20 protein-coding genes are annotated in these 22,463 nt (G+C 70.7%); 11 read left to right on the top strand and 9 right to left on the bottom strand.

Annotation, left to right across the window (positions count from 1 at the left end):
- Positions 1-22: 22 nt before the first annotated feature.
- The 7 genes from OHB13_RS14025 to OHB13_RS13995 form a co-directional block, all read right to left on the bottom strand.
- Entirely contained in the window at positions 23-517 is a 495-nt protein-coding gene (locus OHB13_RS14025; RefSeq protein ID WP_266856241.1) for a GNAT family N-acetyltransferase, read from the bottom strand.
- Positions 514-1,764, bottom strand: coding sequence for a type III PLP-dependent enzyme (locus OHB13_RS14020; protein ID WP_328377312.1), 1,251 nt, complete (start codon positions 1,762-1,764; stop codon positions 514-516). Before OHB13_RS14020 ends, OHB13_RS14025 begins: the two co-directional genes overlap by 4 nt.
- Positions 1,754-3,061 (bottom strand): DUF6271 family protein, encoded by a 1,308-nt coding sequence (locus OHB13_RS14015; protein ID WP_328377311.1) that lies wholly within the window; start codon positions 3,059-3,061, stop codon positions 1,754-1,756. Before OHB13_RS14015 ends, OHB13_RS14020 begins: the two co-directional genes overlap by 11 nt.
- Positions 3,043-4,107 carry a phytanoyl-CoA dioxygenase family protein gene (locus OHB13_RS14010; protein WP_328377310.1) on the bottom strand — a complete coding sequence of 355 codons (1,065 nt, stop codon included), beginning with the start codon at positions 4,105-4,107 and terminating at the stop codon, positions 3,043-3,045. Before OHB13_RS14010 ends, OHB13_RS14015 begins: the two co-directional genes overlap by 19 nt.
- Before the next feature lie 372 nt (positions 4,108-4,479).
- Complete coding sequence (locus OHB13_RS14005; protein ID WP_328377309.1) at positions 4,480-5,982, bottom strand: glycoside hydrolase family 3 protein; 1,503 nt, start codon at positions 5,980-5,982, stop codon at positions 4,480-4,482.
- Between the two features lie 193 nt (positions 5,983-6,175).
- Complete coding sequence (locus tag OHB13_RS14000) at positions 6,176-7,912, bottom strand: thiamine pyrophosphate-dependent enzyme (protein ID WP_328377308.1); 1,737 nt, start codon at positions 7,910-7,912, stop codon at positions 6,176-6,178.
- A 74-nt stretch (positions 7,913-7,986) separates the two neighbouring features.
- Positions 7,987-9,546, bottom strand: a complete 1,560-nt coding sequence (locus OHB13_RS13995; RefSeq protein ID WP_266856253.1) for an FMN-binding glutamate synthase family protein — start codon at positions 9,544-9,546, stop codon at positions 7,987-7,989.
- Positions 9,547-9,825: 279 nt separating this feature from the next.
- On the opposite strand from OHB13_RS13995, the gene OHB13_RS13990 reads away from it, so the two are divergent.
- From OHB13_RS13990 to OHB13_RS13960, 7 genes are all read left to right on the top strand, one after another.
- On the top strand, positions 9,826-10,014 hold the full coding sequence (locus OHB13_RS13990) for a hypothetical protein (RefSeq protein WP_328377307.1): 189 nt from the start codon (positions 9,826-9,828) through the stop codon (positions 10,012-10,014).
- Between the two features lie 10 nt (positions 10,015-10,024).
- Positions 10,025-10,711, top strand: a complete 687-nt coding sequence (locus OHB13_RS13985) for a hypothetical protein (protein ID WP_328377306.1) — start codon at positions 10,025-10,027, stop codon at positions 10,709-10,711.
- A gap of 44 nt (positions 10,712-10,755) precedes the next feature.
- Positions 10,756-11,823 carry a DUF6895 family protein gene (locus OHB13_RS13980; RefSeq protein WP_328377305.1) on the top strand — a complete coding sequence of 356 codons (1,068 nt, stop codon included), beginning with the start codon at positions 10,756-10,758 and terminating at the stop codon, positions 11,821-11,823.
- The gene (locus OHB13_RS13975; RefSeq protein WP_328377304.1) at positions 11,820-12,848 is read left to right on the top strand and encodes a DUF6895 family protein; all 1,029 of its coding nucleotides are present in this window, start codon (positions 11,820-11,822) and stop codon (positions 12,846-12,848) included. Before OHB13_RS13980 ends, OHB13_RS13975 begins: the two co-directional genes overlap by 4 nt.
- Entirely contained in the window at positions 12,845-13,897 is a 1,053-nt protein-coding gene (locus tag OHB13_RS13970; RefSeq protein ID WP_328377303.1) for a serine hydrolase domain-containing protein, read from the top strand. Before OHB13_RS13975 ends, OHB13_RS13970 begins: the two co-directional genes overlap by 4 nt.
- Positions 13,898-13,935: 38 nt before the next feature.
- On the top strand, positions 13,936-14,172 hold the full coding sequence (locus OHB13_RS13965; RefSeq protein ID WP_328377302.1) for a hypothetical protein: 237 nt from the start codon (positions 13,936-13,938) through the stop codon (positions 14,170-14,172).
- Positions 14,173-14,697: 525 nt separating this feature from the next.
- Complete coding sequence (locus OHB13_RS13960; protein ID WP_328377301.1) at positions 14,698-14,952, top strand: winged helix-turn-helix domain-containing protein; 255 nt, start codon at positions 14,698-14,700, stop codon at positions 14,950-14,952.
- A 51-nt stretch (positions 14,953-15,003) separates the two neighbouring features.
- Here OHB13_RS13960 and OHB13_RS13955 read toward each other — a convergent pair whose 3' ends face one another.
- Both OHB13_RS13955 and OHB13_RS13950 read right to left on the bottom strand, forming a co-directional pair.
- Positions 15,004-15,954, bottom strand: a complete 951-nt coding sequence (locus OHB13_RS13955) for a class I SAM-dependent methyltransferase (protein WP_328377300.1) — start codon at positions 15,952-15,954, stop codon at positions 15,004-15,006.
- 183 nt (positions 15,955-16,137) lie between these two features.
- Complete coding sequence (locus OHB13_RS13950) at positions 16,138-18,645, bottom strand: YfhO family protein (RefSeq protein ID WP_328377299.1); 2,508 nt, start codon at positions 18,643-18,645, stop codon at positions 16,138-16,140.
- A gap of 118 nt (positions 18,646-18,763) precedes the next feature.
- Here OHB13_RS13950 and OHB13_RS13945 point away from each other — a divergent pair, with 118 nt between their 5' ends.
- The 4 genes from OHB13_RS13945 to OHB13_RS13930 all read left to right on the top strand — a co-directional run bounded on the left by OHB13_RS13945 (position 18,764) and on the right by OHB13_RS13930 (position 22,402).
- Positions 18,764-19,216 carry a GtrA family protein gene (locus tag OHB13_RS13945; protein ID WP_266856268.1) on the top strand — a complete coding sequence of 151 codons (453 nt, stop codon included), beginning with the start codon at positions 18,764-18,766 and terminating at the stop codon, positions 19,214-19,216.
- Positions 19,217-19,329: 113 nt separating this feature from the next.
- A complete protein-coding gene (locus OHB13_RS13940; RefSeq protein WP_266856270.1) occupies positions 19,330-20,001 on the top strand; it encodes a SurA N-terminal domain-containing protein in 672 nt (223 codons plus the stop codon).
- Positions 20,002-20,010: 9 nt separating this feature from the next.
- Positions 20,011-21,087, top strand: coding sequence for a nucleoside triphosphate pyrophosphohydrolase (locus OHB13_RS13935; protein ID WP_328377298.1), 1,077 nt, complete (start codon positions 20,011-20,013; stop codon positions 21,085-21,087).
- Positions 21,088-21,136: 49 nt separating this feature from the next.
- Positions 21,137-22,402: a cytochrome P450 family protein gene (locus OHB13_RS13930; protein ID WP_328377297.1), complete on the top strand. Its 1,266-nt coding sequence runs from the start codon at positions 21,137-21,139 to the stop codon at positions 22,400-22,402.
- Positions 22,403-22,463: the final 61 nt, after the last annotated feature.

Here is a 22,463-nt window from a genome sequence, read left to right as displayed (position 1 = left end):
GGTCGTGTCGTTGAGGCTCACGTCATACCGCCTTGGACATGTACACCGCGTTCGTCCCGTAACTCCCCGGGAGTGCGATGTCGCGATGGGCCGCGTATCCGTTCGCCGACCAGAAGGTCTCGCTGCCCGCGACGGAGATGAGGGAGATGCGCTCGTGCGTCGTCGACCTGGCGGTCGCCGTGAGGTGGTGCAGCAGACGCTTCGCCAGCCCTCTGCCGCGCAGTCGTTCGGCGATGACGAGATCGTGCAGATGCAGATTGGGCGAGCGGAAGACGGTCTTCTCCGGCCGGTTCAGGTCGGGGTACTGGAACAGCGGGTAGGGCATGGCCAGCAGATAGCCCGCTGTGCGGCGGTCGACGCGGAGCACGAAGCAGGTGGCCGGTGACGGACGGGCCCGGGACTCCAGCGCGGCCCGCCCTTCCGAGAGGGCGCTGTCGGTGTACGTACGGGCTTCCAGCTCCGTGATGCCGTTCCAGTCGTCGGCGGTGATGTTCCGTATCTGAACGTCCTGGCTCATGACGGCAGCCCCTTCGTGACCGGCGCACCGGGCCCGGTCGGCAGCCCGCGTATCACGGTGTACGGAAGCGGGCTGAAACCGTTGAAGCCCTGCGTCGTGTAACTGGTGGCGTAGGCGCCGGACGACAGGACCCAGACCGGGTCCCCCGACGCGACGGCCTCGGGGACCTGGACGAGGCGGTGCTGATGGGCGTAGGCGTCGTCGCTGTCGCAGGTGGGGCCCGCGACCACGGCCGGCACGGAGGGCGCTCCCGGGCGGGAGGGGAAGACCAGCCGGTACTGGAGCTGGTCCATCTCGTACAGGCCGTTGAACTTTCCGCAGCTCAGATACAGCCAGTGCTGACGTTCACCGTTCAGCTGCTCCCTCGTGGACAGCCGCGCCACATGGGCCCGGATGGCGCCGTGGTCGGCGACCAGATGGCGCCCCGGCTCCATGACGAAGTCCAGCGGGGTACCGGACACCGCCCGCAGCTGCCGCATACCCTCCCGGATCGCCGCGAAGATCTTGTCCAGCGGCGGATCCAGCGGTGTGCCCCGGCTGTCGAGATATCCGAGTGCGGGCAGCCCGCCGCCGAGATTGATGTGGTCGAGGTGAATCCCCCGGCCCCGCAGGGCCACCAGCACGCCGGCGAGGCTCGCGAACGCGCTCTCCCAGGCCTCGGCCGTCATCTGCTGGGAGCCGACGTGCACGGAGAGACCGGCAGGCGTCAGCCCCGCGTCCCGTGCCGTCTCCAGCACCCGTACGGCGTCGGTGCCCGAGCACCCGAACTTCTTGCTGAGCCCCCACAGCGCACCCTCGCCGCTGGTGGCCAGCCTGCAGAACACCCGGGCGCCGGGGGCACGGGCCGCGATGGCCGCCACGTCCTCCACGCTGTCGGTCGCGAAGTCCCGGATGCCGAGGCGGTAGGCGTCGGCGATGTTCCGGTCGGACTTGATGGTGTTGCCGTAGTGGATCCGGCCGACCGGCACTCCGGTCCTGATGGCCCGCTCGATCTCGTGGGGGCCCGCCGCGTCGAACCCGGCGCCCTGCTCCGCCAGACAGGCGAGCACTTCGTCCACCGGGCAGGCCTTCATCGCGAACCGGACGGCGACGCCCGGCAGTTCCCAGGTCAGCGTCTCGTACTGCTGTCGGATTCCGCCGAGATCGAAGATGATCCGGTCGTCGGAAGCGGCTGCCAGCGCTTCGTGCAAGGGGGTGCTCAGGGGGGTGTGGAGGTGGCTGGTGCTCTTGAAGTGCCTAGTGCTCATGGATGCCCGCTTCTCTGCTCACCCGTATCAGTGGTCCCCACGCCTGGATCAGCAGGGCGAAATCCTCCATGTCCTGCTGGACCTCGTTGAGCAGCCGGTCGCCGCGCGCCGCCAGCTCGTCCGCGAACTCGACGTATCTGCCACCGAGTTGACGGTAGGAACGGTCGAGACTGCGCAGCCGCTCCTCGTTCTCCTCCCGGTCCAGCCAGCAGCTCTCCCGTACGAGCTCGGCCACAGTGTCCGCGCGCGGGCGCAGCCGGTCGTCGAGCAGCGAGTCGCCGGCCTCCGCCATCCGCTCGTACACGGAGTTGAAATAGAGCATCGACAGGAAGAACTTCACCAACCGCAGCTGGTACGCCATGAATCCGGCGTCGGTGCGCCGCTCCCCGGTGTAGAAGTTCACGATGTGGCGGTTGTGCAGGACGCCGGGCAGTCCGGCGTCGTGGACCAGGTGCATCAGGAAGTAGTCGCTGCCGATGGTGTCGGTCGCGGGGGGCAGCGGCACGCTCTCGTACACGTCGCGGTGGAAGCTGATGTTGCACATGTCCACCCGCATGGGATCGACCAGGCCGACCGTCGAGTGATCGTGCGTGAACAGGTCGGTGCCCGCGCCCGTGAACGCCTCGGCGACCAGCTGTCGCCTGGCCTCGTCCGACCAAGCGCGCGGGGCCCACAGGCTGACGACGTCGTGGTAGACGGACGGGTCGAGCTGCTGGATCTCGCCGACGTCCACGGACAGTTCGCCCACGAAGGAGGCGCCCACCAGGGACACCGTCCGCTGCGCGTGAGCAGGGTCGAGGCGCGTCTCGGACACGCCGTCCACCGCGTCGAGGGCGCGCTTCCCGAGCGACATCAGCTCGTGGTGGACAGGGAACACCGGCTCGCCGTCCAGCGCCTGATAGGTGCTGTCCGAGTCCCTGCGGTGCAGCGAATCGCAGCCGAGCGCGGCCGCGATCAGGAAGGCGCGGTTCGTGCAGGCGCCGTACGAGACCCCGGAGGGCAGCATGAGGTCGAGCAGCAGATCGGGCTTGGCCACATCGGCCAGGCTGATCAAATGCCGCAGTAAGGACCGCTGTTCCGCTTCGTCCAGATGGTGCACGACCACCTGCGGTGTTCCGGTGGCCTCGCCGGCGACTTCCGCGTGCTCGGCGAAGTCCCGCTCGTCCGACGAGTCCAGGATCAGCAGATGCACTTCGACGTCGAAGTGCGCGGCCGCGTACCGCGCCTCGGCCCGCATCGCCGATATCGTCGCGGCGCACGCCCTGTTGGTGGGAAGGGTCAGACAGATTCGGTGCATGTCAGTTCTCCGGTTGACCGCTCGGCGTTCCGGCCGCCCCAGGATTCGAGTCCCAGAAGCCTGGCGCCGAGGTCGCTCAGTTCGGCGGCGCCGTACCTGAGGGATTCGTGCAGGACCGCGTCGCCGACCAGCGTCGTGTTCCAGTCCGGTGTGCTGAGACTGCGCCAGGATTCGATGCGGGACTTCCGCATCTCCTGGTGGGTCTCCAGCGCGGGCATCATCGAGAGGTACTGGACCGCTCGGACGCCGCTCTGTGAGATGTTGCGCGCCACACCGTGGGCGAGCAGACCGTTCCAGATCAGCAGATCGCCCGCCTTGAGTTCCGGCTGTACGACGGGGAACTCGGCGCGGTCGGTGCCGGGCCTGATCGGATCCCGGTCGGCGGGCTGGGTGATCTTCCACCGGTCGAACTGCCGGAACAGCTCGGGCGAGCACTGGAATCCGCCCCGCTCCGGTTCGGTGTCGTTCAGCGCGATGATGCCCTGGACGCGCTGGGGCAGCACGCTGAGCGTGGTGTCGACATCCCAGTGGAGCTCGATGTCGAACCCCTCGTCCGTGGGCGCGATCAGCGCGCGGTCACGGTTCTTGATGTTGGGCGGGTTCAGGTTGAGCCGGTCCAGGGTGACCCACAGTTCCTCGCAGTCCCACACGTCGGTGAACGCGTCGTGGACGCGCTGCGCCTGGCGGCTGTCCCAGATGAGCTGGTGGTGGTACGCCTCCACGAAACCGTAGATGTGCAGTTCGCGGTCCAGATCCGACCGGAACTCCCGGTCCGCGTACCAGGTGTCGGGCCGGTCCGGATCGAGCCCCTGGAAGTCCCAGGTGAAGTCCAGCAGGCGCTGCGCCGCGGCAGCCGGTATCGCCTCTTTCACGACGACGTAGCCGTAGGTCTGCCAGAAGGCGAAGTCCTCTTCCGACAGCACGCGCAGCGGCTGCGACTTCTTGATGTCCCGCAACGGTGTCTGCGCCAGGTACGACTCCCCGTCCGTACTGAAATAGGGGATGTCCGATGCGGCTCGATACAGATAGGGGTCGGACGTCGACATGCAACCACTCCAGGTATGAAGGTGCTGGTTCTGGTTCTGCTTCTCGTTCTGGACAGAGGGAAATCGAGCGCGGCCGTCCGGCGGCGCGTCACGCGCGGCCGGAGCCATGGGCCGGGCCGCGGGAAGGGCGCCGTCGGCGGGACCGTGGGTCCGGCGGGACGGCTGCGGGGGTGGGGAGTTCACCCGCGCGACGGCGGATGCGGCGGCGTTGCCGCGTACGCGCTCCGGGCCCGCACCGCACGGCGGGAGACAGTCCCGCGGGGCGGTGGGTGCCGGGGGGGTGTGCGGGTGGGACGTGGTCCTGCGGGTGGGGGTGGGTCGGTTGGGGCGTGGTGTCCGTACGGGGGTGGGTCGTTGGGGCGTCGGGTGCGGTCAGCCGGCCAGTACTTCGGCCGCGGCCACACCCGATGCGGTGGTGGCTCCGTAGGTCGTGATGTGCACCGCTCCCTGGGCCGCGGCGGCCGGCAGGCCCATCTCGATCACGACCGAGTCGGGCCGGGCGGTCAGCAGGTGCTTGAGGGAGTCCGTCATCCAGGTGTGCCGGCAGGCGTCCCGGACCACGACGACCAGCGGACGTTCGGTGGCAGGGTCCAGCGCGTACTGGTCGAGAACGGCCAGGTCCGCCGCCACGTCCTCCTCGTGGATCCCGACCGAGGTCGTGCCGGCCAGCCGCTCGCGCAGCGGGGCCGCGACGCCCCAGGGTGTCTCCTTGGCGATGGCGAGGTTCATCGTCGGGATGAGCTCCACGACGTGCGGCGCCGCGTCGAGCGGCAGGGACCCGCCGTCCGCCACGGTCAGGCGCAGCGCGCGCCGGGCGGCCGCGAAGCCGATGTCCGACTTGATCCGGTGCGGCGGCGTGGCGTGGAAGATGCCGTTCGACCAGGCCGAGAACTCCTCGACGCGTGCGGCCGCTTCTCTCAGCCGCTCCTCGGACAGCTCACCGTTGTGGACGGCGGACACCAGGGCCGCGCTCAGCAGGCCGACCACCTCCGGGTCGGCGCTCTCGCCGCCGACGCACACCGCGTCGGCGCCGCCCGCCACCGCGCGCACCGTGGCACCGTCGATGCCGTAGAGACCGCTGACGGCCCCCATCTCGATGGCGTCCGTGATGACCAGGCCGTCGAAGCCCATCTCCTTGCGCAGCAGGTCGACGAGGAGGCGCGGGCTCAGCGTGGCGGGGAGGTCGGCATCGTAGGCCGGCACGAGCAGATGACCGCTCATGACGGCCCGCACTCCGCTCTCCATGGCTGCGTGGAACGGCGGGAGCGCCTGCTCCCTGACGTCTTCGGCGGTCGCGTCGTAGCGGGGCAGCCCGAGATGGGAGTCCACCGCGGTGTCGCCGTGCCCGGGGAAGTGCTTGGCGCAGGCGGCCACTCCGGCGGACTGGAGACCGCGGATCCAGGCGCCGGTGTGCCGGGCCACCAGATCCGGGGTCGAGCCGAACGATCTGACACCGATGACCGGGTTGTTCGGATTCGAGTTGACGTCCGCGCTCGGTGCGTAGGTCAGGCTGATGCCGGCGGAGTGCAGCTCGTGGCCGATGTCCCGGCCGACCGCTTCCGTCAGGTCCGTGTCGTCGATCGCGCCCAGCGCCAGATTCCCCGGGCGGGTGCTGCCGGTCAGCGACTCGATCCTGGTGACGTCGCCGGCCTCCTCGTCGATGGCGATGATGAGGTCCGGGTTCTCCGCGCGCAGTTGCCGGGTGAGCCGGATCAGCTGACCCGGGTTGGCGATGTTGCGGGAGAAGAGAACAACGCTGGACAGTCCCTCACCGATCCGGCGGAGCAGCCAGGCCGGTGCCTCGGTGCCCTTGAAGCCAGGCTGGAGGATCTTGTAGGCGAGGTGCGTCAGTTCACTGCTTGGTGTGCTGGGCAAGGTCAGCCGGGCCTTCCTGGCGTGCCGATAGGGGACCGAGCCGCCATGTGCTTGGCCATGCGCTTGGTCCAGACCAATTGGATAGTGGCCTGGACCAGGCGTCACGTCAAGTGCCCTGATGGTGCGTGCTCGCCCCTGTTCGCCCGAAATGACATACCGTCAAGACCGGTCACATACCTGCCCGTAGGATGTGTTACTCGCCGTGCCCCCGAACGATCTCCTTCACCTTCGCCACCGCGAAGCCCCAGCCCTGTTCGACGGTCGGCTTGGCCGGTACGGCGATCTCGTCCGGGTTCGTCAGCACGTCCAGCAGGACGGGTCCCGGCGTGCTGAAGGCGCGCTGCACAGCGTCCTCCAGATCGGCGGGGTCGGTCACCCGGATCCCTGTGATGCCCATCGCGGTGGCGACGGCGGCGAAGTCCGGGTTGTCGAGCACCGTGCCGAACTCCGGCAGGCCCACCTGCTCCTGCTCCAGCTTCACCATGCCGAGCCGGCGGTTGTCGAACACCACGAGTTTTACCGGTAGTTCATTGGTCTTGAGCGTCATCAGATCGCCCAGCAGCATGCTCAGCCCGCCGTCACCGCAGAAGGCGACCACCTGCCGCTCCCGGTCCAGGCACTGTGCTCCGAGTGCGTGGGGCATGGCGTTGGCCATGGAGCCCAGGTTGTACGAGCCGAGCAGTCGCCGCGCCCCGCGCATCTCGACGAAGCGCGAGAGCCACACGGTGGCCATCCCGGTGTCGGAGGTGAAGACCGCGTCGTCCGCGGCGAGCCGGTCCACCGTGGCGGCCAGCGCCTCGGGCCGGACCCCGTGCTCCGGATTGTCCAGAGCCGAACGGGCCCGCCCGGCCGCCCTCTTGTCGTGCTCCGGGTCGGCGAGCGCGGCCTGGCCCTCGCGCCAGGTCTCGAAGTGCCTGCGGGCATGGTCCAGATGGCCGCGGTCGCGGTCGCTCCCGGCGCCGAGATGCTTGAGCAGGTCCCGCACGGTGGCGCCCACATCGCCGACCAGACCGGTCTCGACCGGGACACGCCGCCCTATGTGCGTGGGCTCGGTGTCCACCTGGATCACGGACTTTCCCTCCGGGTACCACTCCCGGTACGGGAAGTCGGTCCCCAGCAGCAACAGGGTGTCGGCGTCGTGCAGGGCCGAGGCGGCCGCGGGATTGCCGATCAGCCCGGTCTGTCCGACCTGGTACGGGTTGTCCGCGCCCTCGAAGCCCTCCTTCGCCTTGAGCGTGAGCACCATTGGCGCGGCGAGCCGGTCCGCCAGGGCCAGCACATCGGTGCGGGACGCGCGGGCGCCCTGGCCGACGAGCAGGGTGACGCGTCCGGCGCGGTCGAGCAGCCCCGCCGCCTCACGGGTGGCCGACTCCTCGGGCCGGGTCACCGCCGGGCCGATCGAGAAGCGGGCCCTGCGGTCGGTGCCCAGCTTCCGGTCCCCGATGTCGGCGGGCACGGTGAGCACGGCAACACCCTTGTGCCCGAGGGCGTTCCGGACGGCTGTCTCCAGCATCTGCGGCAGCTGGTCGGGCGAGGAGAGGGTCGCCCGGAAGACCGCCACATCGCTGAAGAGGGCGTCGTTGTCGACCTCCTGAAAGGCGTCGCTGCCGACGTCGGCCAACGGCACCTGCCCCGCGATCACCAGGACCGGTGTGCGGCTCTTGGCCGCGTCGTACAAGCCGTTCAGCAGATGGATGGAGCCCGGGCCGACGGTGCCCATGCAGACACCGAGGCGGCCGGAGAGCTGGGACTGGGCGCTCGCGGCGAAGGCCGCGGCCTCCTCGTGGCGACAGCCCACCCACTCCACGCCCTCGGTGGTACGGATGGCCTCGGTCACGGGATTGAGTGCGTCCCCGACGACGCCGAACACCTGGTGGACGTCCAGTTCGCGCAGGGCGTCCACGATGACACGGGCAACAGTACGGCTCACAGAAGCCTCCGGTTCGGACGGGCAGAGAGGGGGATCAGGGGCTGGTTCGGGGGATCGGAAGGGCTGAGGCTGTCTCAGACGGTGAAGCGGTCGGGGTCGGCGGCCCGCCAGTCGGCGGCCCAGGACTCGGGCGCCTCCGCGAGCAGCTGCCCGGGTGCCAGCCACTCGTACATCTCCTCGTACGAGCGCACGGTGAAAGGGTCTGTACGGCGCCGCAGCATGTGCGGGCGCAGGTCTGCCGGGTCCGCCACACCCATGCTGGCCATGATCTGCTGGGCGCTCGCCACGGTCGCGTGCTGGAAACGCTGGACTCGGAGCGTCTTGTCGCCGACGTGAAGCGCGCGGGCACGCCGGGGGTCCTGGGTGGTGACACCGGCGGGGCAGGTGTTGGTGTGGCAGCGCTGCGCCTGGATGCAGCCCACGGCGAACATCATCGCGCGCGCCGCGTTGCCGTAATCCGCGCCCTGCAGCAGCCGCTTGACCAGATCGGCGCCGGTGGCGATCTTGCCGCTGGCGCCGATCCTGATGCGGTCGCGCAGCCCGGTGCCGACGAGGGCGTTGTGCACGTCGAGCAGGCCGTCGGTGAGCGGGGTGCCGAGCTGGTCGGCGTATTCCAGCGGGGCCGCGCCGGTGCCGCCCTCGGCGCCGTCCACGATGATGAAGTCCGGTGCGGTGCCCTCTTCCAGCATGGCCTTGCACACGGCGAGGAACTGGCGCCGCGACCCGGGGCAGAGCTTGAATCCGGTGGGCTTGCCGCCGGACAGTTCCCGCATCTGCACGAGGAAGCGCACCAGTTCGCGGGGGGTGGAGAACTCCCGGTGGTACGGGGGTGAGATGACGGTCTCGCCCTGCGGCACTCCCCGTGCCCGGGCGATCTCCGCGTTCACCTTGGCCCCCGGCAGCACCCCGCCGATCCCCGGCTTGGCGCCCTGCGACAGCTTGAGCGACACGCACTTCACCTGATCGTGCGCCGCCTTGTCGGCGAACTCCTCCGGCTTGAACCCGCCGTCATCGGTGCGGCAGCCGAAGTACCCGGTGCCGATCTCCCAGACGAGGTCGCCGCCCGGCCGCAGATGGTATTCCGACAGGCCGCCCTCACCCGTGTCATGGGCGAAACCGCCTGCCGCGGCACCGCCGTTGAGCGCCAGGACCGCGTTCGCCGACAGGGAGCCGAAGCTCATCGCCGACACGTTCAGCAGCGCCATGTCGTACGGGCGGGTGCAGTCGGGCCCGCCGATCCGTACCCGGGGCGTGGTCTGCGGGACCGGGCAGGGCGCCATCGACGGCACAAGGGACTCGTAGCCCGTCTCGTAGACATCGCGCTCGGTCCCGAACGGCTCCTCGGCCGCGGTGCCCTTCGCGCGTTCGTAGACGATGCTGCGGGTGTCGCGGTCGAAGGGCCGCCCGTCGTAGTTCCGTTCCACGAAGTACTGCTGCAGCTCGGGGCGTACGCGCTCCAGAAGGTAGCGGGCGTGCCCGATGATCGGGTAGTTGCGCAGCACCGTGTGCCTGCGCTGGCTCAGGTCCCACACGCCGAGCGACCCGAGCAGGGCGAGTGGCACAGCGGCGGACAGCCACCACCACGAGACCCACCCGGCAGCTCCCCATGCGGCGAGAGCTGCAAGGACCGTCATACCGACACAGCCGATTCGTTTCACTCGGGACGGGTTGCCCGGTTCGGTTCTTCCACACCTCGGGAAACCCCCGGGGGCCCCTCAGCGACGTGTGCGATACGCCTCACCGGGCCTTCGGGCCGTCCGGGGTTCCTCCTGTGAACGCCATGGTCACCTCGCCGTTCACCATTCAATTGAAGCCTTGAGGACCGGGCTGCCTGGCTCCCTTTGCGTGCGTCCGCTTCCTGAGTTTGACTGAGACCGCAAGGAACGAATCCCCCTATAAGGATGGGAAGCGTCATGAACTCCACTGAACCGGTGACCGACCGCCTGGCAACCGACCTCGATGAGGATGTCGAGGCCGCGCTCAACCCGGGCGAGGCCGAAGGCGTCTTCCGTGACTCGCGTGAATGCGCGAGCCTGGCGCTTATCGGCGGAGCAGGCGCACTGCTGCTCTCGCCGCCGACTCCGCGCCCGAAGAAGGCGTAAGCAGTCGCACATGGACCAGTCAAGTGCGTCCTCCCGCATCGCGGGGGCTGTGCGTGACCTGGCGTCCGAGGTGGTCTTCGCTCTGCAGAGCGGAGACCACCTCTCCACGGTCTGCGGCGCCGCCGGAATCGGCGAGGACGACAGAACCGGGATCGCCGCGGTCAGGGTCATCGGGGCAGATCTGCTGCTGCCGAGCCTGCTGTACGGACGTGATCCGCACCCCGGTGACGTGGCGGTGCTCCAGCGTGCCGTGATCGACTTCCCGCCGCGCGCGGGCGCCCCGGCGGCGACCGCCTGGAGCCACTGGGCGATGGAGTCGGCGCTCGGCACGCCCCGGATGGGTGAGACGGTGGTGGAGCCCGACGCCGCGTGGCTCGAACAGGCCCCGTGGCAGGCGTTCACCCACCAGCTCTCCGTACTCGCGCCGCTCGCCCGGCCCGCTTCCGCCTCGGCGGTCAACCGGGTCGCGAGCCGCCGGCCGGCCGATGTGGCCCGCGGATTCGTCCGGGCCGTACGGCGCCGGGACTGGCTCCAGGCGGCCGGGGCCGGCCGCTGGCTGGCCACGCTCGACGGGGTGCCCGACACCCTGGGCCTGGCCGCCGGTCTGGACTTCGTCCAGCTCATGGGCGGTCAGGATCCCCGGGTGGCCCTCCATCTGCGCGCGGCCGGCCTGATCAGGTCGGGACAGGCGCGGTGACGGCCGCCCCGGAAGCGCGAACACAGGCCCCGGGCAACGGACTTGTGGACGGTATCGCGGGTGCCGCCCTGGGCTGGGTGCGGGAGAACCGCTCCGGGTTCGTGCTGCCCGACGACGTCCTCGAACCCCACACCGACGTCAACCGCACCATGAAGCCCCTGGGCGAACTGGCGCAGCTGTGCACCACGGTCCGCCGCCGCACCCGCCCCGACGACCCGCACCATGCGGCCGCCGCCGCTCTCGTACGGTTCGCCTGGGAGCAGGTCCGCGAGGGCGAACTGCTCCTCGACCTGGCCCGCAACGAGCCGTTCGCCACGTACCCCTTCGAGATCTACGCGGCCTTCGCCGGCGAAGGCCTGCGCCACGAGGGTTTCGAACGCCTCGCCTCCGTCGTCGCCACCACCCGGGGCTGGGCGCTCACCGAGCAGCACGCCAACCGCGAGCTGGGGCTGCTCAACTCCGAGCGGCGGATCGGTGTCCCCCCGCACACGGCGGCGGACCCGGTCCTGCGCCGCACCTGGCTCGGCGGGCTGCCCGAGCCGTGGACCTTCGAGCGGGCTTCCGGGTACGCCCTGACGCATGTGGTCTTCCACATCACCGACTGGGGCAACGCCCCGCACCGGATGCCTGATGACGTCGCCGGGTATCTCGGTACGTGGCTCCCGGCGTGGATCGACGGCTGCTTCGAGAACGGCCAGTGGGATCTGGGCGGCGAACTGCTCGCCGTCGCCGCCTGTCTGCCGGACCCGCCGCCGGTGGCGCTCGTGGAGACCTGGTGGCCGGTGCTCGCCGCCGTACAGGACGGCACGGGCGCGGTTCCGGAGACGGGCCCGCCGCTCGTACGGGGCGGGGGAGGGAGCCGGGCCGGCGGGCCGGGAGCCGGGGCCGCAGCCGAGCCCACCGAACCCACCGAGCCCACCGAAGCCCGTGAGGCTCCCCGTGAGTTCGTGAACTGCTACCACTCGACACTGGTCACGGCCTTCGCGGCCGCCCTGACCCTGGCCAGGACCAGCCCGGCGGACCCGGCCCCGGATCCCCGGCGGATCCCGGAGCCCGGCGTCGCAGGGCAGCGGCCGGACCTGGTCGGCCCACCGGACGGAGGCGCCGTATGAACGACAGCCGGCAGACGGAGAGCGGCGACGCGGACGGTGTGGGCGGCGGGACCCCAGCAGGCGCGGCAGCCGGTACCGGCACGGACGCGGGCACCGGCGCCGCCACCGGCATCCGGCAGATCCACGCTGTCGGATCCCGCGCCCTGGAGTGGCTGTACGCCCACCGGGACGGCTTCCGCCTGGAGGACGACCCGGACCCCGAGACCGGCGCATTGGACCGCTTCAAGCCGCTCGGCGAGCTGGCCCTCATCGGGAAGGTCATCTTCCGCGAGGGCGTCGCGGGCTCGCAGCAGGCCACGACCGCGCGCAAGCTGCTGGACCACGCCTGGCACGAGCTGCTGGCGTCCGGGGCCAGGCTCGCCGAGGGCCAGACCCACGAGCCGCTGTCGCCGGTGCCCTTCGAGGTCTACGTACCGTTCAAGGAGCTCGGTTACAGCAACCCGCAGGTCGAGGCCGCGGCCCGGCTCAACCACCGGCTCGTCAGCCGGCAGGTGATGGAAGTGCTGCCGGTCCGCCGGCTCGGGCTCTCCGCCATGGAGCGCCGCTTCGGTCTCCCGCCCGCCGTGCCGGAGGACGAGGCCGCTGCCCGCACCTGGCTCGCCCACCGCCCGGAGCCCTGGACGGTGGAGGGCCACATCGGCTACGACATCACGCACACGGTCTTCCACCTGACCGACTGGGGTGAGAACCCGTCCGGTCTGCCCCCGGCCGTCGCCGGCTATCTGGCCACCTGGCTGCCGGTCTGGCTGGACGACTGGCTCGACCTCGGACGGTGGGACCTGCTCGGCGAACTGCTCGTCGTGGACGCCTGCCTGCCGGAACCGACGCTGGACCCGGCGGCCTGGCGCGGCTTCGCAGCGGCCCAGCAGCCCGACGGCGCGATGCCCGTGCTGGGCCCGATGCCCGAGGGCGACGCGGAGCAGGTCTTCGATCTCGTCTACCACCCGACCCTGGTGGCGGCGTTCGCCTCCGCACTGGCGGTCTCCCGCGCCATGGCGGACCTGACCGCACCGGCCCCCTCATGACGGGACCGGCACCGGCACTCACGCGAACGGGGGCCGCGAGCCGGCTGGCCGCCGCCGCCCGGGCCGTCGACGCCCCGGGCATCGTCATCGCGGTGAGCCACCGTGGCCACCGCACGGTCCACTGCGGGGGCAGCGCCCCTCCGCCGGCCGTCCCGCGCGACCAGCAGCGGTACGAGATCGGTTCGGCGTCGAAGACGTTCACCGGACTCCTCCTCGCGGAACTCGTGGGCACCGGCCGCCTCTCCTACGACGACGTGGCGGCCCACCACCTGACGCCGGGCCGGACGCCGGAAACCGCCCCCCGGAACCCGGCGACCCTGCGGCACCTGATCACGCACACCGCCGGGCTGCCCGCGCTGCCGGCCGACTTCTACCCGCAGGCGGTCCGGCACTGGTCGACCGACCCGTACGGGGGCTACCCGGCCGAACGCGTCGTGGCCGCCTACCTCCGGGCCCGGCCCCGCCACCGCCCGGGCACCCGCTGGCACTACTCCAACTTCGGCGCATCGGTCCTGGGCCACACCCTCGCCGCCGCGACGGCCACCCCGTGGGAGGAGCTGATCGCCCACCACGTCCTGGCCCCGCTCGGCCTGACGGGCACCCGCCTGCACCCGGAGGGCGCGTACGGGCCGGGCGCCGACGCCACGGGGCACCGGCCGGACGGCAGCACTCCCGTACCGGGTCTGGTCATGGGCGGCTTCCAGCCCGCAGGCGCCGTACGAGCGACCCCCGGAGACCTCCTGACCTACCTGGAAGCACACCTGGACCCGGCAGGCAGCCCGCTGGGGACCGCCCTCCGTACGATCCGCCGCCCCGTGCTCCGCCGTGGGCTGGGGCACCGCCACCTCCACACGCTCACCTGGTTCCAACACCCCTCGCCGCAGGGCCCGTTGTACTTCCACGCGGGCGCCACCACCGGCCAGCAGGCCTTCCTCGGCTTCCGGCCCGCCACTCATACGGCGGTGGTGGCCGTGACCACCCGCCGTATCCGCCTCAGGGACACATTCATCGCGACGGCTTACGCACTGCTCAGTGAGGAGCCGGGCTGAGCCCCGACTGAGAATCCCACCCGCATACAGCCTTCTTGATGCAGTCGATGCAGTTGATGTACTCGATGCAGCTGCGGCTGCACTTGCAACAAATCCTGGAAGCGGGCCGGTTGAGGAACACCGGGATTCGGGTGATCGCGGCCGACCGCGAGGATCAAGCCGAAATGGCCGGTCCCTCCCATGCCGAAAATGGCCGATGGGCCGACGGCCGGACCCGCCTGGGGACGAGGTACCGGCTATCTGATTTCTGCTCGCAAAGAGATCCAGATCCTTGAGCCCGCTTTCGGATCATCCGTGTGCGAGCCCTTCCGCTCACGAATCGCTGGTCCCCATCGCCGGTTCCCTGGAGGCTTATTGGTGCTCGGGTGTCGGTAACCTCCACCATGCGGAGGTTACTTTCCGAACTTGCACCATCACGTGTAGTGTTTGGCGCGCCGCTGTCGACGCGGCCGCATTCCGTGAACGTCTGCTCTGCACGCCCCGATGGGAATGAGTAGCCAATGTCCACAGGCACTTTCACAGCACACGGTCCGAACAGGACTGGATGGCACACTGTGTCAGGTCGCCCGCCAACCGATCCGGCGGTGACCGTCGAACCGATTTCCCGCGGGCGATGGATGCTCGCGGCTCAGGGGTATGTCCCCGTCTCGGTGCGCCAGACATCCTCAGAGGTCCATCTCGTGTTTGCGCCCTCCCCGGAATCGGAGGCCATTCCCGGGTACATGGCTGAAAGAGCCGAATCGGCCGCACCCCCGGAATCCCTTACGGACCCCGTCCAAGTCGACCATGGTGCCCGCACGGTGCACGTAGCGGGGCGTCAACTCGAACTCCCCAAGCTGGAGTTCGACCTGCTGGCCTATTTCATTTCGCGGCCGCTCCACGTCCACGCACGCCATCAGCTCATCGCTGCGCTCTGGCCCGAATCAGCAGGCAGTGAGCGCACGGTGGACGTACATGTCGCCCGTCTGCGCCGGCGCCTCGGCCCGCAGTACCGAAAGGTCATCGCGACGGTCGTCGGCGTGGGCTACAAGTACGTTCCGGCCCTCGCGGGGTAGCGAAGGCCGGGCACGGAGGCTTGTGCCGGCGGCAGGCGCGGCGGCCCCCGGCTACCGGCCCTGCCCGCGCCGCCGCGCGGACGCCGACGCCCTGGTGAGGAACGGGGGCAGGACGTTCGCCGCGAACCGGTGCAGCGGTGGGTGGCTGCGGGGTGCCGTGCCCGGGCCGGCTGTGCGGGCTGTCGCGGTGCGCGAGGGCGCGCGATGGCGGGAGACGGGCTGTGGCGGGAGCTGGGCCTTCTTGCCGCTGATGCGGATGAGCGGTTCGCCCGCGACGGACTCCTCCCCGTGCCAGAGGTCCTTACGGGTCGCCAGCCAGGCCGCCAGCTCGGTACGCAGGGCGGTGGGGTCGCCCCAGGTCCCGTAGAGCTTGGTGCCGGTGATGCAGAGGACGTGCAGCCCCCCGCTGGTCACGGCCTGCCAGGCCGCTGCGGCGACGCCGGGGCAGTGCTCGGCGCGGAAGTCGTCCAGCACGACGACGCCGTACGGCTTCAGCGCGGCCCGGGCCGTCGCGATGTCCGCGTGGACGTGTTCGTACAGATGCGAGGCGTCGACATGTACGAAGCGGCAGCTGCCGTCGGCCACCTGGCCGGGCACCATCGATGACAGGCCCTGCAGGACGGTCGGCAACTCGTCGTGGAAGGACAGGTAGTTCGCCTCGAACGCCCGCCGGGTGAGCGTGGAGTACGACTTGGCCATCTCGGCGCCGTTCGCGGAGTCGTCGGCGGGGGCGTCGAACAGGTCGCAGACGGTGAAGCGTTCACCGGGGCGCAGATAGGAACCGGTGAAGATCGCGCTCTTCCCCAGATACGCACCCACTTCCAGCAGATCGCCCGCCTCGGCGAGGCCCTTCTGCCGGGTCAGGAGCCAGTCGAAGAGCAACTGGTCCGCCGCGAAGAACCACCCCTTCACCTCGTCCAGCCCGGCGGGGGCCGGAAGCTGCTCGGTGCCGTCCGAAGGCGTGCCGTCCGAAGGCGTTGCGCCGGGTGTGCTGCTGGTCATGAGGGATCCGTTCGGAGATCGCTGAACCCGCCAGTACGTGTGCGTCGGGCGCCGGACACGCCACGCTCCGGGTTCGGCGGGCCGCGCCGGTTGCCGGAGAGCCTGGTAGCTGCCGGTGTCGCCGCGGTGAGATCCACCCGTCCGCCCCGTGAATGGGCGGTGCAAGGTCCGGTCACCCTTCACTCAACCTGTTGTCCGCCTGGCAGAACTGACCACCGTGGCGACTCCGCTCCCCACAGCCGGTGTTGCGGCGGAGGGGGGCGATTCTGCGGCTGCCGTCGACGCAGCAGCTGCCCGTCCGGGTCCCCGGCGCCGCACCCTCCGTACGACCGCCGCCCCCACCAGCAGCGCCAGCGCCAGGCCCCCCACCGCCGACCCGATCCGCAGTCCGGGCGGGCGGAAAGTGCAGCTCACGGCTGTCGCGTTGCCGGTCAGGGGGACCGCTACCAGGCCCAGGTACGAGCGCGCCGGGTGGTCGGCCCCGTGGCCCGTGCGGCACTGCCAGCCGGAGATGCGGGGCATAGCGAATACCGCCGTTCCCCTGGACCCCGGCGGGAGCTGGGCCCGTACCGCGTCGTCCGTGACCCGCACCGATGTCGCGCCCGTCTCCGTCAGATGGCGTACCGCCGTGGCCAGTTCCGTGCGGGACAGGCAGCCCGTCCTGCCGTGCGGGTGCGGGGTGACGGCCACGCCGCCCGGCGCCCGGCCCATCGGCTGGAGTGCCGCGCGCCGGCCCCGCTGTCCGCCGCGCAGCTCCACCGGTTCGCCGCTGTCCAGCCGGACGAAGCCCGTGAAGTCCGGTGCCGAGTAGAAGACGTCGGTGCCGGCCGGGCACCTGTCCGCGTCTGTGTACACGTGTGCGCCCAGCAGCAGTTCCTGGTTCCGGAACGGGGAGCGTCCGAAGTGCGGTACCGGGCCCGGCGGCCGTACGGTCACCAGCGGAGGCGCGGCCTCCCGCGTCACCGTCACCGCTCCGGCGCCCTTCCGGCCCGGCGCCGACCGCACCCGCGCGCCCACCGAGAAGATCGCGTCCGTCACCGGGTTGTCCAGCGACTGCATACTCCGGCCCCGCGAGGTCCAGCCGGCCCCGAGCGCGGCCATCGTCCGGGTGTACGGGTCCGGCGTCATGCTGCTGTAGTACGAACCGCCCTCCCCGCCGACCAGCAACGGGTCGTTCCCGGTGGTCTGTTCACGCCCCGGGTCGGTGCGGTAGCGCGGCCAGTCGTCGGCCCCGGCGACCGCCGCCGCCTCCTCGTCCAGGTGGCGGCCCCAGGGCGCGTAGTCGTCGAGCCGGTGGATCTTGACCCGGTCCGCGTACGACGTCGTCGCGGCCGCCTGTCCCGCCTGCGCCCCCACCAGCAGCAGCGCGGCGACAACCGGCTGCCAGCGATGGGCCCGCACCCGCCCCGCCCTCCCCAGCAGCACAAGACCGCCCACCGCCGCGGCCAGGCCGAGACCGAGGAGCGGATACGTATATACAGTCACCGTCCGCGAGAAGGCCGCGAAGGACGCCCCCGCCGCGAGCACCGCCGCCCCGCCGGTCAGGGCCCGGCCGCCCGGCACCCCGTACGACAGCGCTGTCCAGGCCGCGATCACCAGCAGGCCGCTCAGGACGAACGTCTGCCGGTACGGGCTGCCGTTCGGTGTCGCGAACACATGCCAGATCAGATGCGTGGGCTTCCACTGCATCGACAGCGCGACCAGCACCACGAGCCCCGTCCACGCGGCCCGTTCCCGGCGCGGCACCGCCCGGTGGAAGGCCAGCGCGCAGACCAGCAGCAGGGTGCCCGTGCCGAGGAACAGCGCGGGCGTGGAGAAGCTGTAGGTGGCGGGGAGCGTGCGCGCGAACACATCCGTCCAGGAGGCGGGCGCGAAGTTCCGGGTCCAGCCCGGGTACGCGTGCCGGGTCCCGAGGAAGACCGTGAAGAGGAGCGGCGCGGCGAGGCCGATGCCGAGCAGGACCGTCCCGGCCGCCCGCAGCAGCACCCGGACCGGCCGGTGCGCCCCCGTCGTCTCCCCCTTCACCAGCAGCAGCCGGACCAGCAGCACCAGCGCCGCCCCGATCGTCGCCATGTACGCGGTGTAGAAGTTCGCGGTCCAGGCGAGCGCGACGACCACCGGCCCCAGCAGCGGTCTGCGCCCGCCCCGCACCCACTCGCCGACCAGGCACAGCAGCGGGAAGGCGACAAGGCCGTCCAGCCACATCAGGTTGTACGAGGCCTCCAGGACCGACCAGCCGCAGAGCGCGTACGACGCGCCGAGCAGCCCGGCCGCCCACCAGCGGCCGGGCCGCAGGGTGAGCAGCAGCGAGGTCATCGCCGCCGCGGCCGCCGCCATCTTGAGCAGCGTGACCAGATACACCGCGAGGTCGATCCGGTCCTTCGGGAAGGCCGCCACCAGCAGCGCGAACGGGCTGCTCAGATATGTCCCCAGGTCCGGCAGGAAGGACGTGCCGTACCCCGACTGCCAGTTGAGCAGCAGCCCGCCGTGCGCACTGCCGTGCAGCAGATCCTGGAGGTGGGCGTGGAAGGGGATGTACTGGTTGCCCAGGTCGCTGATGCTCCGGTGGCGCGGACCGTAGGGGTAGATACGGGCGGCGGCGTCCCCGGTGCACACGGCCAGTACGGTGAGCAGCGTGGCCAGTACGGTGGCGCGGAGACGGGGCGTCACTGCCGGACGGCGGGGTTTCATGCCCCGAATATGGCAGCGAATACGCGGAATTGGCCTGGAATATGGTGAATTCACTCAGCCGTCGCCGGGATTTCACCGAGGGCCGGGCAGGGCCGCCGGATCAGGAGCGCGTACGCAGATGAACACCGCACGGTTGGCCTCCACCGCGAAGCTGGGCCAGCTGGTCCGCTTCGCGCTCGTCGGCGTGGTGAACACCGGCACGTACTACGGCTGTTACCTGCTTCTGCTCACACGGCTCCCGTACCTCGCCGCGCACACCATCGCCTTCTGCCTCAGCATGGTCGGCTCCTTCTTCATGAACGCCCGGTTCACCTACCGGATCCGGCCGACCTGGCGGAAGTTCCTGCTCTTCCCGCTGACCAACGCGGCCAATTTCGCGATCACCACCGGCGGGGTGTACCTGCTGGTGGACGTGGCCCGCCTCAGCGCCGGCTACGCGCCACTGATCGCGGCGGCGGCAGCCATTCCGCTCACTTTTGTCATCTCGCGGACGATCATGCTCCGCCCCGACAACCGGGAAGCTCCTGAATCGTTGGTCGAACCAGTGGCCCCCGCCACGCCAAATGCCTAACATCGATCAACGCAAGGCCTTGTGCTCCCCACCCGTCGCCCGACCGCCACCCCTCACGGAGGCGCCGGGCGCCGCACCAAAGTTTGCACAGACTCGCCCGCCAGGAGGCTCCTTTGCACCGCCGCCGTCGCACTGCGCTCTCCGTATCCGCCGCGCTCGTCGCCGCAGCCCCGCTTCTCGCCGCCTGCGGCAGCCAGCCCCATCCGGGCGCCGCGGCCGTCGTGGGCAAGGACCGGATCACGGTCGCCGCCCTCCAGACGCAGGTGAACGACGTACGCGCCGCGCAGAACAAGTCCCCGCAGGCCGCCGAGCTGATCAGGAGCAGCAACAACCTCAGCGGCATGAAGCTCGGCAACATGATCTTCGACCGGGTGCTCGCGAAAGCAGCGGCGGACGCCGGGGCGAAAGTCACCCGCAAGGACATCCAGGACGCACGCGCCCAGCTGGTCAAGCAGGCGGGCAGCGAGCAGCGGCTCCAGCAGGTCTACCTCCAGCAGAACGGCATCGCCCCCGGCCAGATCGACCAGGCGCTCCAGGAGCAGGTCACCGCGTCGAAGCTGGCCGAGAAGCTGGGCGCGTCGCTCAGCACTCCGCAGGGCCAGAGCGCCGTGCTCCAGGCGATGATGAAGACGTCCAAGGCGATGGGCGTGGACGTCAATCCGCGTTACGGGGTCTGGGACGTCAAGAAGAGCCAGCTCGGTCCGTACAAGACGCCGTGGATCACCCAGGTCACCAAGGAACAGGCCGCACCGTCCGCCGGAACCGGAGTCAGTGCGGCGGGGTAGTTTCGACGGGTGACCGCTGAAAACACCCCTGATAACACCCCCGGCAACACCCGCGCCGCTGCCGCGCCCGCCCCCGCCGTCGTTCCCGAGGTGCTCGACGCGCCCGGCCGGGTCGTGCTGCTCACCACCAGCCACCGGGTCGCGCCGGGGCTGCTGTCCTGGCCGGCCTGGCAGCTGCTGCACACGGCGGACCGGGTGCTCTGTGTGGACACCGAGCACCCGCAGCTGCCGTATCTGCGTGAGGCGGGGGTGACCGTCGAGCACGCGGCGCCCGACGCGCACCAACTGGTCGAGGAGTGCGCGGGCGGCCGCACGGTCGTCGTCCTCCCGTCGGGCGAGGGCGACCAGCAGCTGACCGACGGTCTGGCCAGGCTCGCGGGCAGCGGCCGGGTGCGGATGCCGGACCTGGAGCTGCTGCCCGGCTCGTACGATCTGCCGGGCGCGCGCCTGCTCGACCTGGTGCAGGTGATGGACCGGGTACGGCGCGAGTGCCCGTGGACCTCCCAGCAGACCCACCGGGGGCTCGCCAAGTACCTGATCGAGGAGGCGTACGAACTCGTCGAGGCGATCGAGGACGGCGACCGGGGCGAACTGCGCGAGGAGCTGGGGGACGTCCTGCTCCAGGTCGTCTTCCACGCGCGGATCGCGCAGGAGGGCACCGGGGAAGAAGGGGACGAGCCCTTCTCGATCGACGACGTCGCGGGCGGCCTGGTCGAGAAGCTGATCCACCGCCACCCGCATGTGTTCGGCGACGAGACGGCGGAGACCGCCGATGACGTCCACGCCCACTGGAACCGCACCAAGGCGATCGAGAAGCAGCGGGAGTCGGTGACGGACGGCGTCCCGGTCGGTCAGCCGGCCCTCGCACTCGCGGCGAAACTGACCTCGCGGGTGCGCGGCTCGGAGCTCGACGTACCGCTGCCGGCAGGGGAGGGCGTCGGCTACCAGTTGCTCGCCCTGGCCGCGAGCGCGGAGGCGGCGGGCACGGACCCGGAGGCCGCGCTGCGCGCCGCGGCGCGGGCGTACCGGGACGCGATCCGGGCCGCGGAGAAGGCACAGCGCGGTACGGCTCCCGTCGAGGAGTGACCGACCGGGGCGCGGAGAGGGCGCAGGGCGGTACGGCTACCGTCGAGGAGTGACCGACAACAGCACCGCAGGCCCGGCCCCCACCCTTTTCACCTGGGAGTTCGCGACCGACCCGTACCCCGCGTACGCCTGGCTCCGCGAGAACGCGCCCGTCCACAGGACCGCGCTCCCGAGCGGGGTGGAGGCCTGGCTCGTGACGCGGTACGCGGACGCGCGGACGGCGCTCGCCGAGCCCCGGCTGTCGAAGAACCCCGCGCACCACGCGGAGTCCCCGCACGCCAAGGGCAAGACCGGCATTCCGGGGGAGCGCAAGGCGGAGCTGATGACGCATCTGCTGAACATCGACCCGCCGGACCACACCCGGCTGCGGCGTCTGGTCTCCAAGGCGTTCACCCCGCGCACCGTCGCGCTCTTCGCACCGCGCGTACAGGAGCTGACGGACCAGCTGATCGACGCCTTCGTGGCGAAGAGCGGAGAGCAGGGCACGGCCGACCTCATCCATGACTTCGCCTTTCCGCTCCCCATCTACGCCATCTGCGATCTGCTCGGCGTCCCCCGCGAGGACCAGGACGACTTCCGCGACTGGGCGGGCATGATGATCCGTCACGGCGGCGGACCGCGCGGCGGGGTCGCACGGTCGGTCAAGAAGATGCGGAACTACCTCGCCGAACTCATCCACCGCAAGCGGGAGAGCCCCGGCGACGACCTCATCTCCGGGCTCATCAGGGCGAGCGACCACGGCGAGCACCTGACCGAGAACGAAGCCGCGGCGATGGCGTTCATCCTGCTCTTCGCCGGGTTCGAGACGACGGTCAACCTCATCGGCAACGGTATGTACGCGCTGCTCCGCAATCCGGACCAGCGCGAGCGCCTGGAGGCGTCACTGGCGGCGGGGGAGACCGACCTCCTCGCCACCGGTGTGGAGGAACTCCTGCGCTACGACGGGCCGGTGGAGCTGGCGACCTGGCGGTTCGCCACCGAGGCGCTGACCCTGGGCGGGCAGTCCATCGCGGAGGGCGATCCCGTACTGGTCGTCCTGGCCGCGGCCGACCGCGATCCCGAGCGCTTCACCGAGCCCGACACGCTCGACCTCTCACGCACCGACAACCAGCATCTGGGGTACGGGCACGGCATCCACTACTGCCTCGGCGCGCCGCTCGCCCGGCTGGAGGCGCAGACCGCGCTCGCCACCCTGCTGCGCCGCCTGCCGGACCTGCGACTTGCGGCGGAACCTGGCGATTTGCGCTGGCGCGGCGGGCTCATCATGCGGGGATTGCGCACGCTTCCGGTGGAGTTCGATATCCCGCCCAACTGACGGCCTGACCAGTACATGGCTGACAGGGCGTCAAGAATGTGACTTTCATGTGATCTCCGCT

The sequence above is a fragment of the Streptomyces sp. NBC_00440 genome, assembly GCF_036014215.1.
GTDB lineage: Bacteria > Actinomycetota > Actinomycetes > Streptomycetales > Streptomycetaceae > Streptomyces.
The sequence above is the reverse complement of the archived record's forward strand: the minus strand, read 5'-3'. Positions and strand labels throughout refer to the sequence as shown.

Excerpts from the sequence above, each read along its gene's own strand:
- OHB13_RS14015 (WP_328377311.1), bottom strand. The coding sequence starts at position 3,061 with ATGCACCGAATCTGTCTGACCCTTCCCACCAACAGGGCGTGCGCCGCG.
- OHB13_RS13990 (WP_328377307.1), top strand. The coding sequence starts at position 9,826 with ATGAACTCCACTGAACCGGTGACCGACCGCCTGGCAACCGACCTCGAT.
- OHB13_RS13985 (WP_328377306.1), top strand. The coding sequence starts at position 10,025 with ATGGACCAGTCAAGTGCGTCCTCCCGCATCGCGGGGGCTGTGCGTGAC.
- OHB13_RS13955 (WP_328377300.1), bottom strand. The coding sequence starts at position 15,954 with ATGACCAGCAGCACACCCGGCGCAACGCCTTCGGACGGCACGCCTTCG.
- OHB13_RS14025 (WP_266856241.1), bottom strand. The coding sequence starts at position 517 with ATGAGCCAGGACGTTCAGATACGGAACATCACCGCCGACGACTGGAAC.
- OHB13_RS13975 (WP_328377304.1), top strand. The coding sequence starts at position 11,820 with ATGAACGACAGCCGGCAGACGGAGAGCGGCGACGCGGACGGTGTGGGC.
- OHB13_RS13995 (WP_266856253.1), bottom strand. The coding sequence starts at position 9,546 with ATGACGGTCCTTGCAGCTCTCGCCGCATGGGGAGCTGCCGGGTGGGTC.
- OHB13_RS13950 (WP_328377299.1), bottom strand. The coding sequence starts at position 18,645 with ATGAAACCCCGCCGTCCGGCAGTGACGCCCCGTCTCCGCGCCACCGTA.
- OHB13_RS13945 (WP_266856268.1), top strand. The coding sequence starts at position 18,764 with ATGAACACCGCACGGTTGGCCTCCACCGCGAAGCTGGGCCAGCTGGTC.
- OHB13_RS14010 (WP_328377310.1), bottom strand. The coding sequence starts at position 4,107 with ATGTCGACGTCCGACCCCTATCTGTATCGAGCCGCATCGGACATCCCC.
- OHB13_RS14020 (WP_328377312.1), bottom strand. The coding sequence starts at position 1,764 with ATGAGCACTAGGCACTTCAAGAGCACCAGCCACCTCCACACCCCCCTG.
- OHB13_RS13970 (WP_328377303.1), top strand. The coding sequence starts at position 12,845 with ATGACGGGACCGGCACCGGCACTCACGCGAACGGGGGCCGCGAGCCGG.
- OHB13_RS13965 (WP_328377302.1), top strand. The coding sequence starts at position 13,936 with ATGCAGTCGATGCAGTTGATGTACTCGATGCAGCTGCGGCTGCACTTG.